Source organism: Bacillus sp. SLBN-46 (genome assembly GCF_031453555.1).
Classification (GTDB): domain Bacteria; phylum Bacillota; class Bacilli; order Bacillales; family Cytobacillaceae; genus Neobacillus.
On the sequence record NZ_JAVIZM010000001.1, the window covers coordinates 729,328 to 745,361 of the forward strand.

At 43.6% G+C, this 16,034-nt stretch carries 20 protein-coding genes; 11 read left to right on the plus strand and 9 right to left on the minus strand.

The window, feature by feature from the left end; translation table 11 throughout:
- The 3 genes from QFZ87_RS03885 to QFZ87_RS03895 are packed head-to-tail and all read right to left on the minus strand — an operon-like array spanning position 1 to position 1,872.
- Complete coding sequence (locus QFZ87_RS03885; protein WP_309857940.1) at positions 1 to 582, minus strand: hypothetical protein; 582 nt, start codon at positions 580 to 582, stop codon at positions 1 to 3.
- A gap of 5 nt (positions 583 to 587) precedes the next feature.
- Positions 588 to 1,232, minus strand: a complete 645-nt coding sequence (locus QFZ87_RS03890; protein ID WP_309857942.1) for a PspA/IM30 family protein — start codon at positions 1,230 to 1,232, stop codon at positions 588 to 590.
- 1 nt (position 1,233) lies between these two features.
- Positions 1,234 to 1,872, minus strand: a complete 639-nt coding sequence (locus tag QFZ87_RS03895; RefSeq protein ID WP_309857944.1) for a hypothetical protein — start codon at positions 1,870 to 1,872, stop codon at positions 1,234 to 1,236.
- Positions 1,873 to 2,361: 489 nt separating this feature from the next.
- Here QFZ87_RS03895 and QFZ87_RS03900 point away from each other — a divergent pair, with 489 nt between their 5' ends.
- Positions 2,362 to 2,922, plus strand: coding sequence for a GNAT family N-acetyltransferase (locus QFZ87_RS03900; RefSeq protein WP_309857946.1), 561 nt, complete (start codon positions 2,362 to 2,364; stop codon positions 2,920 to 2,922).
- 224 nt (positions 2,923 to 3,146) lie between these two features.
- Here QFZ87_RS03900 and QFZ87_RS03905 read toward each other — a convergent pair whose 3' ends face one another.
- Positions 3,147 to 3,644 (minus strand): hypothetical protein, encoded by a 498-nt coding sequence (locus QFZ87_RS03905; RefSeq protein WP_309857950.1) that lies wholly within the window; start codon positions 3,642 to 3,644, stop codon positions 3,147 to 3,149.
- A 226-nt stretch (positions 3,645 to 3,870) separates the two neighbouring features.
- Between QFZ87_RS03905 and QFZ87_RS03910 the strand changes: the two genes are divergently transcribed.
- Genes QFZ87_RS03910 through QFZ87_RS03920 form a run of 3 tightly spaced genes read left to right on the plus strand, consistent with a single transcriptional unit; the run spans position 3,871 to position 4,959 of the window.
- A complete protein-coding gene (locus QFZ87_RS03910; RefSeq protein ID WP_309857952.1) occupies positions 3,871 to 4,230 on the plus strand; it encodes a PadR family transcriptional regulator in 360 nt (119 codons plus the stop codon).
- Positions 4,194 to 4,646 (plus strand): permease prefix domain 1-containing protein, encoded by a 453-nt coding sequence (locus QFZ87_RS03915; RefSeq protein ID WP_309857954.1) that lies wholly within the window; start codon positions 4,194 to 4,196, stop codon positions 4,644 to 4,646. Before QFZ87_RS03910 ends, QFZ87_RS03915 begins: the two co-directional genes overlap by 37 nt.
- Positions 4,647 to 4,662: 16 nt before the next feature.
- Complete coding sequence (locus QFZ87_RS03920) at positions 4,663 to 4,959, plus strand: VanZ family protein (RefSeq protein ID WP_309857956.1); 297 nt, start codon at positions 4,663 to 4,665, stop codon at positions 4,957 to 4,959.
- A gap of 57 nt (positions 4,960 to 5,016) precedes the next feature.
- Here QFZ87_RS03920 and acpP read toward each other — a convergent pair whose 3' ends face one another.
- Positions 5,017 to 5,244: an acyl carrier protein gene (gene acpP, locus QFZ87_RS03925; protein ID WP_309857958.1), complete on the minus strand. Its 228-nt coding sequence runs from the start codon at positions 5,242 to 5,244 to the stop codon at positions 5,017 to 5,019.
- Positions 5,245 to 5,373: 129 nt separating this feature from the next.
- Entirely contained in the window at positions 5,374 to 5,940 is a 567-nt protein-coding gene (locus QFZ87_RS03930) for a methyltransferase family protein (RefSeq protein WP_309857960.1), read from the minus strand.
- Between the two features lie 196 nt (positions 5,941 to 6,136).
- On the opposite strand from QFZ87_RS03930, the gene QFZ87_RS03935 reads away from it, so the two are divergent.
- From QFZ87_RS03935 to QFZ87_RS03945, 3 genes are all read left to right on the plus strand, one after another.
- Entirely contained in the window at positions 6,137 to 6,826 is a 690-nt protein-coding gene (locus tag QFZ87_RS03935) for a hypothetical protein (RefSeq protein ID WP_309857961.1), read from the plus strand.
- An 89-nt stretch (positions 6,827 to 6,915) separates the two neighbouring features.
- A complete protein-coding gene (locus QFZ87_RS03940; protein WP_309857964.1) occupies positions 6,916 to 7,173 on the plus strand; it encodes a hypothetical protein in 258 nt (85 codons plus the stop codon).
- 172 nt (positions 7,174 to 7,345) lie between these two features.
- Complete coding sequence (locus QFZ87_RS03945; protein WP_309857966.1) at positions 7,346 to 7,504, plus strand: hypothetical protein; 159 nt, start codon at positions 7,346 to 7,348, stop codon at positions 7,502 to 7,504.
- Between the two features lie 171 nt (positions 7,505 to 7,675).
- Here the strand turns inward: QFZ87_RS03945 and QFZ87_RS03950 are convergent, their stop codons facing one another.
- Positions 7,676 to 7,783: a YjcZ family sporulation protein gene (locus QFZ87_RS03950; protein ID WP_308081978.1), complete on the minus strand. Its 108-nt coding sequence runs from the start codon at positions 7,781 to 7,783 to the stop codon at positions 7,676 to 7,678.
- Positions 7,784 to 7,985: 202 nt separating this feature from the next.
- Here QFZ87_RS03950 and QFZ87_RS03955 point away from each other — a divergent pair, with 202 nt between their 5' ends.
- Together QFZ87_RS03955 and QFZ87_RS03960 are read left to right on the plus strand one after the other, a co-directional pair.
- The gene (locus QFZ87_RS03955; RefSeq protein ID WP_309857971.1) at positions 7,986 to 8,714 is read left to right on the plus strand and encodes a hypothetical protein; all 729 of its coding nucleotides are present in this window, start codon (positions 7,986 to 7,988) and stop codon (positions 8,712 to 8,714) included.
- Positions 8,715 to 8,771: 57 nt separating this feature from the next.
- Entirely contained in the window at positions 8,772 to 9,272 is a 501-nt protein-coding gene (locus QFZ87_RS03960; protein ID WP_309857974.1) for a CBO0543 family protein, read from the plus strand.
- 519 nt (positions 9,273 to 9,791) lie between these two features.
- Here QFZ87_RS03960 and QFZ87_RS03965 read toward each other — a convergent pair.
- The gene (locus QFZ87_RS03965; RefSeq protein ID WP_309857977.1) at positions 9,792 to 12,719 is read right to left on the minus strand and encodes a DEAD/DEAH box helicase; all 2,928 of its coding nucleotides are present in this window, start codon (positions 12,717 to 12,719) and stop codon (positions 9,792 to 9,794) included.
- Positions 12,720 to 12,838: 119 nt separating this feature from the next.
- Positions 12,839 to 14,548: an SWIM zinc finger family protein gene (locus QFZ87_RS03970; RefSeq protein ID WP_309857980.1), complete on the minus strand. Its 1,710-nt coding sequence runs from the start codon at positions 14,546 to 14,548 to the stop codon at positions 12,839 to 12,841.
- Positions 14,549 to 14,930: 382 nt separating this feature from the next.
- On the opposite strand from QFZ87_RS03970, the gene QFZ87_RS03975 reads away from it, so the two are divergent.
- Positions 14,931 to 15,395, plus strand: a complete 465-nt coding sequence (locus QFZ87_RS03975) for a VOC family protein (RefSeq protein WP_309857983.1) — start codon at positions 14,931 to 14,933, stop codon at positions 15,393 to 15,395.
- Entirely contained in the window at positions 15,376 to 15,831 is a 456-nt protein-coding gene (locus QFZ87_RS03980) for a VOC family protein (RefSeq protein WP_309857985.1), read from the plus strand. Before QFZ87_RS03975 ends, QFZ87_RS03980 begins: the two co-directional genes overlap by 20 nt.
- Positions 15,832 to 16,034 lie beyond the last annotated feature (203 nt).

Genomic DNA, 16,034 nt, shown 5'->3' on the forward strand with positions numbered 1-16,034 from the left:
TCAGGATTCCAATCCTTTAAATGATTGCTCCCAGTCATCGATGATAGTGGTCGGTTTATTGATAGGTTCCTTTGCAGTTGAAGCTTTCCTTGCACGAACTTTCCCACTCTTCCAATATTGTTTACCCAACCAAAAAACAAGTGAGCCGGCTATCATAATCGCTAGGATGGGTAGAAAGCCGATGAAGCTAATGAGATACCCTAACCATTTTTTCTTACCAAACCTACGAATGTACCAGCCAACAACTAAAGCTACTAGAGTGATGGAAACAAGTAGAATACTAAACAAAGCTACATAATCAACTCCAATCCCCAACTTTTCGGTCAATTGTGAAACCATTGATTCTAAATTGCCTACTGTGGAAAAATGTACCTGTGCTGTCCAATCAACTAGTCTTGCCCCTAAGCTTTGAATAAGACGAGTTCCTTGCTCTCGAACAAAGGGAAGTGGTTGACTAGGAATCCCAGTTCCATAGATACGGAAAGCCCCACTATAGTGTAGACCTAGAAACAATAAAGCACTTAATACAATCCCACCAAACAGCCAAATCCAGCCATTCTTCTTCTTTTTCACGTCTTTCATTCTGTTTACTTGCTTTCCTTAAGCGATACCAATTCACGTTCTACTGCCTCTTGAATTTCCAGGTTTACAGTAGGAGCAGAAGGGATAAAGTAGGAGGCAGCTAGAGCCTGTGACTCTAATTGCTGGACATAATCCTCCGCACGGGTAAATCCCTTTAGTGCATTGTCCGTACTGAAAGAAGCGATTGCCGACTGCAACTGCTGTTGTGCCTTGGCCGCATGTGCGCGTGAAATCAGTACAAGACGCTTGTTGGATAGTTCGTTGTATTTTTCAAGCAATACATCAATTTGTTCACGAAGGGAAGACGTCTGTTGTTTCATTGCCGCAAGCTGGTCTTCATAGAGCTTTAGCTTCGTTTCCTGTTGCAATTTTTCTTGAAGAGCAATCCTTGCGATGGTATCGTCACCTTTTTCGACGGCAAGCTCCGCCTGGCGTTTCCGCTTGGCAACAACGGCCGAAGTCTCATTTACAAGTAGTTCTTGACGCTTTTCTAAGTACAGCTGTTGACCCAATGTCTGCTTGGCCTTGTCCACTTGCTCGTCCAATTCACGCATATATTGATTCAATAGGCTGATCGGATCTTCCACCTTGTCCAATAATTCATGTAAATCTGCCATAACGATTGTCTTTACTCTTTTAAAAATACCCATTTTACTTTTCCTCCTTAGAAATGTTCTTTTCCCATGCATCTAAAATTTGTGAGTTGTTGTTTACTACTGGTGCAGCGTAGGCGGCGACTGGGCTGAAATCCTTTTGTTTAGTGGAACCAGCTTTCTTGAACAACCAATAAGCACCCGCACCAACGGCTAGAACCGGAAAAGCTACCTTAAAAGTGGCTACAAGGCCAACACCGATTAATCCGTAACCAGCCCACTTTTTCCAAACTTTATCTTTGGCCTGTTTGCGAAGGGCGACACCAAAGAGTGCGATCCCTACTCCAACAAGAATTCTTGACCAACCGAAGTCAAAGTCGAAAGCATGGTTACCACCATGTCCCATCATTCCATGACCACGACCGCCTTGCATCATGCCACGACCTTGCCCACCTTGTGCGATGGCTTGTCCAGTTCCACCTTGCATCCTGCCGTGACCTTGCCCGCCTTGTGCGATGGCCTGTCCAGCTCCACCCTGCATCATGCCGTGACCGTGGCCGCCTTGTAGCATGCCCTGTCCGGATCCGCCCTGCATCATGTCATGACCGCCAAAGTGTCCTAAACCTGGAAGTAGATGCGAACCAGCCCAGATTGCAGCGGCTCCGACTGGAACCCAAAATAACCATTTTTTCTTCATAGTAAAATTCCTCCTAAACTTGAAATGTATCTATTATTTTTTGCTGTTTCCTCGCTTACAAGATTGATTATGCCTGGCAAGCCTTAACTTTTTCTTAACATAAAAAAAGATTTATTTTTTTTCAAAAGGCTCTGTTATAACTGAATGTTGATATCACTGTGTTTGAAAAATAAACGGTAAAATTCCGTTTAAATTGGGAAATACTCATATTTCCTTAAAAATAAAGGAAGTTTTTCCGTCTATATTATCCAAATCTTTGTATTTTTCCTTATTTAGAGCAGTTAATCGGAATATCTCCGCTTATATCTGCTTCTTAAGCTTCCTCTATATACATTAGCCGGAAATTCTCCGCCTATGAATTCTCATACCTACACCAAGTACCAGAGGGACGGCTCCTTTGGCAGGAGTTGAAAAAACCTTATCGAATACTACATAAAAAAAGAATTCTCAGTAGTTTGAGGCTCTCGTGTATGTTTGGAGGAGTGTATTATGGTAAAAGTTTTATTAGTGGAGCACCAAAGAAAGTATGCGGAAGCCATGTCGGCTCTATCTTCGGCACCTCAAGTAAGAGATGCATTGGGACTTACCTATAGCCAAACCTCAGTGGAGGGAACGATTGGATTCATTGAGTTCATTCTGGAACAAGAAAAACAAGGGCAGCAATATTCCAGAGTCATTTTAAATGAGAAGGAAGAGGTAATTGGGGTTATTACTTTGAAAGAGATCGATCCAACTAAGAAAACGAGTCATATCGGAACCTGGATCGGGCATCCGTTTTGGGGTAAAGGGTACAATGCCTTAGCTAAGGCAGAGATTTTATATACCGCGTTTACCGAGTTGGATTTAGAATACGTTTTTGCTGGAGCTAAATTGTCCAATATCCGATCGCAAAAGGCGCAGGAAAAGCTTCCTTATATAAGGGTAGATGTACAAGCAGAATTTCCAGATGAACATTCTAAGTTAGAGTCTCAAGTAAAGGCTCCTTGCGTATTGAATGTGATCGAGAAAGATGCGTTTTTGAAATGGTATTTGAATCAAGAAAGTAAATAATCATGAGAATTGGTTTAGCGCAAACAAGGTCTGGAAGTCCATTTCCAATTTTTGTAGAATCCCACTCCGATTTTGTAGAATTAATTAAAATTTTGTAGAATTCTCATCATTTTATGTAGAATTTCCAAATGGTTACTCCCTATTTCTTAGAGGGGGTGATAATCACCAAAACCCAGGCAAGGAGAAGATTCCCTGCCTGGGTTTTTTGGGCCCTTTCAGTAGAGTTAAACCGGATTTGGCGGAATGAAGAAAAGGTCAAAGTTAAATAACGCGTGAATAGGGTCACTCGGAATTTGAAGATCGACTCTTCGAACTACTCCAGAAAGAGCCACTTGTGCTCCTGGCGGCACGGTTTTCGTGATGACGTCATCCTCGGTATCTGTTCCAACCAAGGTAACATCATACGCAAAATTCCCGATGTTCCGGGCGATGACGGTGCCAAATGGCAATGTTCGTAGTTGAACTTGTGTAATAACCACGTCTGCTAGTTCGGTTTCAGCTGCCCCTAGACACGGCCCCACTTGACCCGGCACACAGGCAGGTTCATAGGAGTTAGCCTCAAATACTGTCAACGTACCAGGAAACTGTGAAGCCGGCAGATCTTCCTCAATCGTGAACTGTTGATGCACCAAACAGCACCCGCCACAATCGCAACAAAGCTGAATCTCATTGTTAAATGGATTGGAATGATGTTTCTTTTTATCATCCTTATCTTTTCCCAATCATTTCACCCCCTTTACTTGTCCTATCTCAGCATATGCAACAAAAGAAAAGGGGGGTTGGATAAATATAATGGCGCCTTGTATTATATAGCCAGTATTTCGTATTTTTTTAAGCAAAAACCGACGTCTCTCGCATAAATGGATATTTTTTCTATTATATCCTTGTGTAACGGGGTACATCGTGATACGATGTAAAAAGAAATCAAGGTAAAGTGAGGTGACTTTTTTGGATAAGGAAATTATGAAAGGAAGCATCGATATATTGCTTCTTTCGATCGTAAGCAAAAGGGATATGTATGGATATGAGATGGTCAAGACGTTAAAAGAAAACAGCAACGAGCTATATAACATGAGTGAGGGCACTCTATATCCTGCATTAAAAAGACTAGAAAACAAGGATTGGATTGAGTCTTACTGGGAAAATCCGGAGGTCGGGTCAAGGAGAAAGTACTACCGCATCACGGAGGATGGCAAGAAGGAGTTAGAGAGAAAACTGTCTGAATGGAATAAGGTACACAACTTAATTAATAAATGTTCGGAGGGAATAGCTTGGATCAAAACATTAAGACCTACGTTGACCAGATAGTAAAGGAACTTCAATGCGATAAAAATGAAAAAGCGGAAATAGCGGAGGAAATGATTCAACATCTAGAATTGTTAAAGGACGAGTACATAGAACAGGGGCTTTCTGAGAGTGAGGCGGTTCAACAAGCGCTAGCTAGTTTTGGAGATAAGAATACTTTAACAGAGGGATTGCAATCCTCTATGTTTCCAGGCTATAAGATTTACAGTTATGGCGTAAAGATTGCATTCTATCTCTATTCATTTATCATACTTTGGAATCTACTATTTCAACGAATCATCGGTAGGATCATTGATCATGGTTCATTTAACCGTTACTTTTGGTACCCGGAAAACACAAATAGTTTTTTCAGCATAGAGGTGTGGAAACTGAATTCGAATCTCAGTCCCGTTCAAGACCATCTCTCGCTATATTGTTGAAAGGGAACACTATAATTTGGATATCATATTACATAACACACTAGGTAATATTTTGATTTTTGTTCCTTTAGGTATAATACTGCCGATCCTTTTTAAAAAATATCGTTCATTTGCCAAACTTCTCATAAATGTAGTAGTGATGACCTTTGCTATTGAAATAGGTCAATTCTTTCTACAAATCGGGCAGTTTGATATCGATGATGTCATTTTAAATGTGGGTGGCGCTTTAATAGGTTTTGCTTTTTTCAAAGGGCTAACGGTCATTTCAAGACAAACGAAATGGAAGTTCCTTAAAAGAATAATAGCATTGTAATAGGGAAGATGGAGCGGATGCCTTTTGCTGCGCTGGGCGATCCGCCTTTCTTATTTGTTAACGGTTTTCAATATATTTTACAACATCGCCGACCGTTTGAAGCGTTGCTGCAATTTTGTCATTAATTTCGATCGCGAATTCATCTTCAATTTCCATCGTCAGGTTCACCATATCAAGCGAATCCGCTTCTAAGTCATCTTTAAATGATGCGTCCGGTGTGATATTCTCCATTTTGACACCCAGTTGGTCTGCAATTATAGGCTTTAACTTATTAAATGTGTTCATTGCGGTATCCCCCTAATTATATCTTAACAACCATTATAACAACCTTAGTCGTAACGTAAAACACACAAGTATTGCCAATCCAGCGTGAATCCCAAAGGGGACGGCTCAAGAACCGTCCCTTTTTGAATTTTACCAAACAAACGGAATTAATTTCGATGTTTTTTGAATATACCGTGGATATTCTTCTGGAAAGCCAGCTTTCAAGGCTTTCTCTTCGATGCTCATCCGATAACCGAATACAACGATGAAGAAGGCAAGCATAATTACGGAACCAACCCACGTATTAAAAGCAAGGCCAATCCCAATAAACACCAGCAATGCACCTGTATAGGAAGGATGGCGGACCGCTCGGTAAGGGCCGCTTTGGATGATTTTTTGCTCGGATTCAACAGAGACGACCAACGAGAAATGTCTACCTAATGTTACTACTGCCCAAAGTCGAATCACTACACCGATGATAATTAAGATGGAACCCAGATCCGAAATGGTTGAATTGACGTACCCGATTTTCATCGAATTACAAATTTGATTGACGAGGATACAGGCAAATATACCGATCGTAATCGCCCAAAAAGAACCCTTATCCTTGTTTTCTGACGCCACATTTTTTCGTTGCGCTTTGGTTTTTATTAAAATAGCAATCTCAGACAATACCCACAAGTAAAACGAAACCTCTGCAAATGAACTAATTTCCATCAAATCCAACCCCCATAACTTACTTTATCTGTTTCTTATTTTAGACAGGAAAATTTTCTTTTTTATTACTCAAATCTTACGAAATTCTTAAGAAGGGAACGATAGGCTTTTCCAGTAAATTCTAATACATTTATTGGGATATAACCATAAACAGCTTGAGAATAATAATAAAAACATGCGATGGAAGAGGGATTTTTTGAAAAAGCTAGCATTGCTGTCCCTGATTTGTTTTGTGTTTCTCACCGCAATGGCGAAGCCACCGGAAGTTGTTCCCTTTTTACGACCTGCAGTAAAGGTGCTGACACAAAATACAAAGGTTCCGGTTTTGTTGCCCACCTATTGGAGTGAACAAACGAACAAGTCAAAGAATTATATGACTTGCAATTATCAGGCCTACGAAAATGAGTACAGGATTGATTTTTTGTCTATGAATAAGCCGTATCCACCGAACGATTCGGCCTTATTTAATCCGCGGGAGTCTAGTAAAATGGGGGATCTGTTTGGAAACGTCGGAACGGTAACATCTGTCGTTCGCCCCAAAAATTTTGTTTTTTATAAAAAGAAAAACGGATTCGATTTATGGATTGAACCAAAAGTAAGATCGATGATCCATGCAAAGAAGGGAAAATGGACGCTTCTATTTGATGGTGATCATGGAGAAGAACCGTATGAGCAGGCTGATGAGCTGTTCAAAAATATGAAAAAAGTAAGTTGGCTTAAAAATATGGACATGGAAGAGGGGGAAATCTTCATTCGAGGTACCAGACGCGCTGCATTCGTGAATGTTGTCTGGGAGACCAGTGATGGATTTGTGTATAGCTTTTTTTATAAAGGGTCGATTAAAGAGGCTGTAAAAATCGTTGCAAGTCTAAAAAAGGTGGAATAAGCGCCAGAGGGATACCCATTTGCATTATTAACTTGATTAACACTTGTCCTCCTTCATGAATATCTTGTTATGAAGGGGGTGGATGGTATATGTCAAAGAAGAAAAAAAAGGACAAGAAGTGCGAGTGTTCCAATCAAAAGAATAATCCTATTTTGCAACTCGGTTCACTGCCGAGGTTACAAATAATACCTATAAGAGACATTCCAGACAACTGCCAATTAGTTTGTGTGGGACCTTTTTGCACACTCGCTTGCTTTGGTACTGAAGCGGGGGAAACGAACTGCGATATCATCTGTGATGATGCTGGTAATTGCACGATCAGATGCATGACTGACAACAACGGCTGATGAATTCAATCTAAGTGGTTTTCTCGTTTAACTACTCATAATAAAAATAACTCTAGTCCATTCAATTGGATAGAGTTATTTTTAGTAAATAATGATATTTAATAATTACTGTAAAAATTGGTAAATTTTTCACTATAATAGTAATGGAGAGTGTATTTATGGAGGGATTCGTATGATTTGGATATACATTATGCTGCCGATCGTTGTCCTTAGTAGCATTGCTATTTATTTTGATAAAAAAGCGGGAATGGCACCGACTGATGATATGAGAACAGCGGATAAATTAGAGGAATATCCGCCGGAACATGGGATGAATTCTTTTGGACCTTGACGAATAGGGAGAAGCCAAAGGGGGTCTGACCCCATGACAAATTAGAGAATGTCTCAAACGGCATTCCATGTATCATCCTTTTCATATTAGCAGAAAAAGGGCAGACACTAAGTTCTGCCCCTTTTTCCATGCGTATTGTCGCGATCTGTCTTCATCGTTAGTTAAGTTCAACTAGAAAGTAGAAAGCACGATAATTAACAAGATGAACAATACAACAATTAGCACAAAGCTGCTTCCGCCATAGCCACCGCCATAGCCGCCACTGTAACCCCAGCCCATATTTTTCACCCCCTTTGTGGATGAATGGAAGAAAAAAATATCCTCACACTATATATATTTTTTAAAAGTAAGGTCGTTTGGACAAACATCCTATAGCAGAAAAAAATCCGCGTATGAAAAGAAAGTCTTATTGAAAAGGCAATTAATATTTCAGAAATAACAGCCTTCAAACAAGGGAACAATAGGTAAAAGGGGTGTACCGATGATCAAGAAAATTCCTATCTGCTTTGTTATGCTTTTCCTATTTGGGGGGACCTTCGAAAAAGCGAACGCGGTTGAGCGCGTGGTCATCTCATCCCTTCCATCAGAGCTGTGGTATGACAATCTTTTCTTGATGGCCGACACAATTGACGGAGACTGGATGGCTCACAGGAACTTTACCATCCAAGTGGGACTGGGTGGTGGTGAAAGTGTGCTGCAGTACCACTTCCCTAATTGGTACAACAATAAATTTACGCCTGAGCTATTTTATGAGGATCTGACCGGGGACCATTTAAAAGATATTGGAGTTGTGCTGATTTCAGGCGCCGGGTCAGGGCTCTCGACAAAAGAAATTCATCTGTTAAATCAAATCCAGGACCCTAATCGACGATACGAAGAGGTTCCGGTTGAATCCATCAATGACGCAGTCAAACGACTGGTCAAAATGGAGCGGCATGGGAACCTGGCCACCATTTTAATAGGGAAAAATAAGCAAGTAGTTGAACTTTCGAAGTTTCATTATCTACCGGGAACCTTTTCCCCTAGTCCAGGTGTTGGCCAAGTAGAAAACTATTCTGCGGAAAACGGGGTTCTGTATGGTACGACGGTGGTTTACATTTCTCCTGCTGGCCACATTGGAACCTTGCGAATCAAGTATGCCTGGGATGGAAAAATGTATAAAGCAGAGTCCATTCAGTTTGAAGAGGCGGAACCGTTTAAATATGAATAAATAAATCCCTTGTTTTTGGGAATGGCTAAGGTAATAAGACACTTAATGAGGGATGATATGGCTGAGATAATTGGAGTCAGCATGTGGACATTAGTGACCCTAAGGTGGGGGGACTGGAGAAATGTTAAGAAGTATTACGCAACCATTTTGTATTTTCTTTTTTGCGATGTGCTATATTATTACCTCACATATAATCACCGACTCTGGTCCATCACGCCTACACCCCCACTGACAAGTGAATTCGTAGCGCTGATTGGAGAATTTATTGTATTTGCCGGTACCATTTTGCTATTTTTAGGACGCTACCCATCTAATCAGTTTTTTTCATTTCGTTGGACAAGCTTGTGGGTGATCCTTTACACAGCAAATGAATGGATATTGCTCGAAACCAGTACATTCGTATACGAACATGGCTGGACACTCGTACATTCCTTTATATTTAACATCTTTATGTTCACTTTCCTTCGTCTACATGATCAACGGCCCATCCTTACTATGATCCTTTCGATTCCAATTCCTTTTATATTAATAAAATTATTTTCGATACCGCTTCGATAAAAAGGACATTTCTTTAAGGTACAGAAGTGTTCCTTTTTGTTGTATAAGTGTAGGTTCGTTGTAAAGACGGAAAAGTAAAGTGGTATATTCTAATTGAAAACTGTGGTGTTTTTTATGGTGGAATGGGTTTGGCGAGTAAAATGGGGATATTGAAGAGTAAAATGTGAAGGTTGACGAGTAAAATAGAAAATCGACGAGTAAATCATATTTTTGACGAGTAAATCATCGAAAGTGACGAGTAAGAAAGGAAATCATATAAAAAAGGTAATTTTAGATGCATTTTCAAGTGGTGATCAACACAAAATTTGAAAGGAAGATACCTGAGCCAGGCTACACGCCTGGCGTTTTAGTGGTATATTCTTGAATTTGGAAATGGTTTTCCAATTTTTGTAGAAAAAATCTAAACTTTGTAGAATTGTACCTTAATTTTGTAGAATAAATTTCAATTTTGTAGAATTCTACCTCGAATTTGTAGAATTCAACAAAAAATAGCTGAAGAAAAATTCTTCAGCTACTTTTTTATCCCAGATACACCAAGTCCTTCAAGTCATCAGTAGAAAGCTCCGTAATCCAGTTCTCGCTTTGGATGATTTGGTCGTTGAGAAATTGTTTTTTCTCGAGCATCGCGTCGATTTTTTCCTCCAGCGTGCCAGTGCAAATCAGCTTGTGCACATGCACGAAGCGCGATTGCCCGATTCGGTACGCCCGGTCCGTCGCCTGGTTTTCAACTGCCGGATTCCACCAACGGTCGTAGTGAATCACGTGATTCGCAGCCGTCAGGTTCAACCCTGTTCCGCCCGCCTTCAACGATAGCAAGAACACAGGGAACTTCCCGTCCTGGAAGCGCTCGATCATCTCATCACGCTGCGTCTTCGGCACACTTCCGTTCAAGAACGGTACCTCAATACCAAACTTCTTCTTCAACGTCGCGCGAATCATTTCACCCATTTCAATATACTGCGTAAAAATCAAGCAGCTTTCGCCTTGTTCCAATACCGCATCAATCAACTCGACCAGCTTCTCCATTTTATTCGAACGGTCAAGAAGCTCACGCGCCGCTGATTTCTCTTTTAAATAGAGAGCTGGGTGGTTGCACAGCTGCTTCAAGCGGCTCAGCATTTGTAAAATTAACCCCTTGCGCTCAAAACCGGACAATTTTTCAATCTCCGCAAACGTATCATGAATGAGCTGCTCGTATAACGACGCCTGCTCAGGAGTAAGCGGGCAATACTCTTTTTGCTCGAGCTTATCCGGCAAGTTGAGAGCAACCTCTTCGTCCTTTTTCGTCCGGCGCAGCAAGAACGGGCGGATCAAAGATTGCAACTGCTGCACTTTTTCTTTTTTCTCATCCTTCTCAATCGGAATGACGAACTTCTTCTGGAACTGCCCCAAGCTGCCAAGATAGCCGTGGTTGGTAAAATCCAAAATCGACCACAGCTCAGACAGGCGATTTTCCATCGGCGTTCCCGTCAACGCAATATGGTGACGGCCGCGCAACTTGCGAACCGCTTTCGATTGTTTCGTCTGCGCATTCTTAATGTTCTGCGCCTCGTCAATCGCAATCGAACTCCAAATCAATGACTCAAACTCCTCAGAATCCAGATGACTCAAGCCATATGAGGTCAATACCACATCGGCGTCCTTCGCTTTTTCGGAAAAAGCCTCCTCTTTCAGACGGTTCGAACCATAATGCAGATAGACATTCATCTCCGGTGCAAAGCGCTCGAGCTCCTTTTGCCAGTTGCCAAGAACGGAAGTAGGGCAGATAATCAGTGCCGCCTTCGTCGGAACCTTTGATAGGGGGTCAGGCACCGAAACTAGCTCTTTGCTAGCCTTGGGGTCAGGCACCGAATCTAGCTCCTTGCTAGCATCTGATTTTACCTTCAATAAGTAGGAAATGAGCTGAACGGTTTTACCAAGACCCATATCGTCGGCGAGAACCGCACCAAATCCGTACTGCCGCAGGAACCAGAGCCAGCTCATGCCAAGCTGCTGGTAGGGACGAAGTTCGCCCTGCAATCCGGAAGGCACATCCACAAGCGGAATTTCATGAACCTCAGACAGCTGCTTCACCATCTGCTTCCATTGGCGGTTAAGCTCAATTTGTATTTTCGCAAACGCCTTTGGATTCTCCAGTTCGTCTTCGGTTGCTTCTGAATCCACCAGCTCCTGCTCGAGAAGGTCACGTACATGCAAGCCTTCTTTTTCCGCTCGCTTCATCAGATCTTGAATTTGTCGGATGAACTGCGGATCCAGCTTCACCCAGCGCCCGCGAACATAAACGAGTCGACGTTTTTCCTCCACAAGCTTTCCGAACTCTTCCTCAGACAGGTCGACCCCGTTCATCGAGAACCGCCAGTTAAAGTCAAGCATCGCCTGAAGTCCGACGAACGATGGCCGATGGCTTCCAGTACCTTTCAACGACGCCTTCACCTTCAGGTTGGCATTTTTCATCGCCTGCCACCAGGAAGGGAGGAGGATTTCAACATCCAGCGCCAGCATCGTTTCGCTTGCCTCGGTTAAGAACATCCATGCTTCTTCCTCGGTCAGATGCGTTTTGAAGTAGCCATCCTCACTAAGCCAAGGGATGAGTCGCACCCAGCGGCCTTGTTCGCGGTCGACTTTTTCTAAAAATGGTCGCCACTTAGCTGATATCTTGGAAGTGCCCTTGATATCATGAATTTCATCGGGGTTCTTCTTCCCACGTAAAAAGACATCCAGTGTCCATGCACCTTCGCCATCAAGTGGCTCATCTAGGCGGAGCCCAATCGAAAACGGCGTATCGCTTTCCTTGATGCCAACCCACTCCAGCCAGCTTTCCTCGTCAAAATAACGGGCGAGCTCGCCGCCGGAAATGTTTTGTTTCCTTAGAAGGTCGAGCTTCGGCCCGAACAGTTGCTTCATCGCCGCGTTTCGCGTTAAGTAGGCATCTAAGGCAGTATTGTATAAATCAGATATGTACTTTTTAGTTGTTGTGCCGGAGTTATCGTCATCGGTAGGATTGTCTGCACCCGAAACCGGTTGCTCCCAAAAAGAGGGATCAAATTCATCCTTCACGCGTTCCGGAAGCTTCCAGCGGAAATCACCATGCTCCCACACCGAAAAGTCCGGCAGCCAGTCTTTTTCCAAGATGCCTTCATGCATGGAATGAGCGGCCGCAAGACAAATCTCGGACTGCTCATTCCAATCCCACTCGATGAAGCGGTTGAACGACTCCTTGGCAAAAAGGGAGACGAGCTGCCAGCTGCTAAGGACCACACCCTCGACGTCGTTTACGGTCTCCGTCTCAAGGAGCGTGCCAAAGAAGCTTTCTTCGTGGCTGCTAAAAACGAGGTTTTTCCACCGAAATGGATTCATAAAGTGACCACGCTCATCCTGGGCCGTAAGCAAAAAGCGGCCATCCCCTAATTTAGTTGTCAGCAATTTCATAAACCTTGTTTTAAGCATCGGTACACAAACTCCTTTATATTGGGGACAGTCCCCCGGCGCTTTAATGCGTTAACAGCCTGGGGGACAGTCCCCCGGCACTTTAATGCATTAACGCCATGGGGGACTGTCCCCAAATCCTAACTCTCGATCAACTTACTCCGCTTACATTCTTCATGGAACGCACGCAACCGCTTTGTCCGGTCCAGCAATGTTTCCATGAAGTACTCCCAGTCATCGACCCGTTTCAGTTTCTTGTACAACGTCCTTAGTTTCTTCAAATGCCGCACCGCCAACCGGTAGCTGCTCCGGTTCTTCTGGTCAATCTCCCGCTGCGCCGTCTGATGCAGCATCCCAAGCAACACCTCCGGACGCTCCTTCTCAATCAACTTCAACCGTTCCTTCGGCAAATCATAAAAATTCAAGCCGACAAACGCCTGGAGCTCGCCCCAACGGTCATACTGCCCACGCTCAAACAACATATACTCATACTCCCGGAAACTATACGGCAGCGTCTGCAGCAACGCCCGCTCCAACAAATCCACCCGGTCCGTCTCCGAACAATAAGGCGTCACCGCCCGAAGCGCATCCCGGACAAACGCCACACAGCTATGATAGCCGCCTAGCTCCTCCAGATACCCTTTAATTTTTTGCAAAAACAACTCAATTAAAACCCCAACACGGCGCCACGCCTTCAACTGGCTCAAATAATCAATCCAATACAACAAATACGGCACAATCACCCTGTCCTCAAACTGACCCATCAGCTTCAACGCCGCCTCATCGTCCCCAAGCAGCAAGTTGATATGGATCCCCGCCACCAGGAGCGGCGCAGGATTCTCCCAATCATGAAGCTCCTTCAGCCGCGCACGAATCTTGCCAACCTCGGCCTCACGCCAACTCTTCTGCTTGAAAAATTGCACCCACAACAGGCGATACAAATAAATCCGTTCGTTCTCAATCCCGCTCGTACACGTCAGCAAATCAAACGCATCGTCCTTCAATTTCTCAATAAACTCGTCAAACGCAAACGGCAGCGACTGCACACCAATCTTCACCGCCAGCTCATGCGCATCCTCCAGCAAATTCTGGAACACATGCAAGTACGCCCGCTTCACCATGTCCTCATTATGTTCCAGCTGGTCACTCAGCACCGCCAGCTTCCGGAACGACACCACGATCCAAACCATCTCATACAACAAGCGCCATTCCTGCTCCACCGGGGCACTCGCATGAACCCGTCGCTCATAAATCCCAAACAGCTCCGGAATCACATAAGGGCTCGTGTATTTCTTCGTCGCCAAGAGCGTATCAAAGCTCAACTCAAACGACTGCACCCAGCGGCTGTAATCCGGCTTCATCACACCGTTCGCCTTCACGAGATCTTTCGCCGTCTGCATACCCCACGTTGAAAATGCCGCTTGCTCCCGTGCCGGTTCGCGCCAGTCCGTCACCCAATCAGCCACACTGCCAAACCGTGCATACACCGCAAAAAAGGTCGCCATCTGATGACGGCAAAAGCCCTCCGCAGGACACGAACACGAGCTTTCCGACAAAAATGACAAGATTAGCTTCACATAACAAGGCGTGACATCCTGAACCGTCGACGTCACTTTTTCATCATGGAAGAGTTGGACCTGCTTCACCAGTCCTTGCCGGTACAGCATTAACCCTTTCGAAACCAGCTTCGCATCCTCCGTCACACTCGAATGCAGCAGCTCCTTCACCTGTTCCGAGAAGAGCTCAATTTTTTCACTAGCCGGTGTCGACTCCATAACCAAAACCCCCTTTTTTGGAAAAATAAAAATCATCACCGCAGCGCGATCTTTTTTTAAATTCCGTCCATTCATTGGTAAAAATCCATATTCCTTTATTATAACCAAAAATTCGCCATTCGAGGAGGGGGCGGCTTGGAAACATGGGATTTTATATTTATTTGTGGTCTCGCCTATGGATGAAATAGGTAAACCTACTATATATACGAAAAAAACCGCTACTATAGCGGTTTTTCTAAATAGCACACATTTATAATCTAATATGTGCGTAATATTTCACCTCAAAACGTTTATCAGTGGATCTCTTCGGAAAAATTCAGCCAGAGACGGAACTTTGACTAGGTCCCGATGCTAAATCTACAACTATAGTTGTAGAAAACTTCCCACTAAAGCTGAATGTCTATTTTTTACAAAAACACTAAAATAAAGGTATCAATAGGGAATGGGGTTGGGCGGTATGAAAATATATGAAACGCATGTAAACACAAGGAATTTAGAACAATCCATTGCATTCTATCAATCACTCGGGTTGGAGATCGCACACGTAATCAACGAGAGAAGAGTCGCGTTTTTCTGGCTGGGGGATGCCGAAAAGAAGGAGCAAATGCTCGGCGTGTGGGAGGAGCCTGCTGAAAAGTTTGTTCCATCACACTTTGCCTTTGGGGTGTCATTGGAAGAGTTACTGAAGATACCTTCATTTTTAGAAAAAAAGGGAATCGAGCTGCGCCCGTCGTTCGGGCTGGATACATCAGAGCCTGTGGTCCATGCTTGGATGCCAGCCGCCTCCTACTATTTCGCGGACCCGGACGGCAATTCGCTGGAATATTTGGCGTTACTTGAGGGGGAGGCGCGACCTGAACTCGGTGCGATTCACTTGAGCAAATGGCATGAGGTGATGAATTATGATAAAAGGTCTGTATGAAGCACATTTACCAGTTAGCAATCTGGAGCGGTCTATCGATTTTTATAAAAATCTCAATTTAGAATTAGCTTATCAAAAGGGAAAGGTAGCTTTCTTTTGGATTGAAAAGGGTCGCAACTGGCTGGGGTTATGGGAAACGGATAAGGTTCGCACGCCCTATCATCCGTCTTTGAGGCATGTGGCGTTCCGGGTGGAGCTTGAGGATATGGCGAGGGTGAAGGGTTGGCTGGAGGAGAGAGGGATCGCGATTAAGCCGGATTTCGGCTTTTCGGCGGAAAACCAGCCGCTTGTTCTCCCGAATTATCCTCATGCGCATGCGGCGATCTATTTTCAAGATCCAGATGGCAATTCTTTGGAGTTCATGACACCATTGCGATTGGATGGGGTGGAGGAGTTTGGGATGATGTCGTTGGAGGAGTGGAATCGGGGGGAGTAGGGGGTGCTGGCGGGCACCCTTTTCTTATAAATTGGAATTCGATTTCCATTTTTTGTAGAATTCCTTGCTAGATTTGTAGAATAACTTGAAATTTTGTAGAATTCCTCACGCGTTATGTAGAATAAATCGAAATTTTGTAGAATTACCTCTTGAATTTGTAGAATTAATCTAAACCTGAGTCGCTGACCCCTGGATTCGGTAAG

Bases quoted from the DNA above. Each gene is read 5' to 3' on its own strand.
- QFZ87_RS03885 (WP_309857940.1), bottom strand. From the start codon at position 582: ATGAAAGACGTGAAAAAGAAGAAGAATGGCTGGATTTGGCTGTTTGGT.
- QFZ87_RS03890 (WP_309857942.1), bottom strand. From the start codon at position 1,232: ATGGGTATTTTTAAAAGAGTAAAGACAATCGTTATGGCAGATTTACAT.
- QFZ87_RS03895 (WP_309857944.1), bottom strand. From the start codon at position 1,872: ATGAAGAAAAAATGGTTATTTTGGGTTCCAGTCGGAGCCGCTGCAATC.
- QFZ87_RS03900 (WP_309857946.1), top strand. From the start codon at position 2,362: ATGGTAAAAGTTTTATTAGTGGAGCACCAAAGAAAGTATGCGGAAGCC.
- acpP (WP_309857958.1), bottom strand. From the start codon at position 5,244: ATGAACACATTTAATAAGTTAAAGCCTATAATTGCAGACCAACTGGGT.
- QFZ87_RS03930 (WP_309857960.1), bottom strand. From the start codon at position 5,940: ATGGAAATTAGTTCATTTGCAGAGGTTTCGTTTTACTTGTGGGTATTG.
- QFZ87_RS03940 (WP_309857964.1), top strand. From the start codon at position 6,916: ATGTCAAAGAAGAAAAAAAAGGACAAGAAGTGCGAGTGTTCCAATCAA.
- QFZ87_RS03945 (WP_309857966.1), top strand. From the start codon at position 7,346: ATGATTTGGATATACATTATGCTGCCGATCGTTGTCCTTAGTAGCATT.
- QFZ87_RS03950 (WP_308081978.1), bottom strand. From the start codon at position 7,783: ATGGGCTGGGGTTACAGTGGCGGCTATGGCGGTGGCTATGGCGGAAGC.
- QFZ87_RS03955 (WP_309857971.1), top strand. From the start codon at position 7,986: ATGATCAAGAAAATTCCTATCTGCTTTGTTATGCTTTTCCTATTTGGG.
- QFZ87_RS03960 (WP_309857974.1), top strand. From the start codon at position 8,772: ATGGCTGAGATAATTGGAGTCAGCATGTGGACATTAGTGACCCTAAGG.
- QFZ87_RS03965 (WP_309857977.1), bottom strand. From the start codon at position 12,719: ATGCTTAAAACAAGGTTTATGAAATTGCTGACAACTAAATTAGGGGAT.
- QFZ87_RS03970 (WP_309857980.1), bottom strand. From the start codon at position 14,548: ATGAATGGACGGAATTTAAAAAAAGATCGCGCTGCGGTGATGATTTTT.
- QFZ87_RS03975 (WP_309857983.1), top strand. From the start codon at position 14,931: ATGAAAATATATGAAACGCATGTAAACACAAGGAATTTAGAACAATCC.
- QFZ87_RS03980 (WP_309857985.1), top strand. From the start codon at position 15,376: ATGATAAAAGGTCTGTATGAAGCACATTTACCAGTTAGCAATCTGGAG.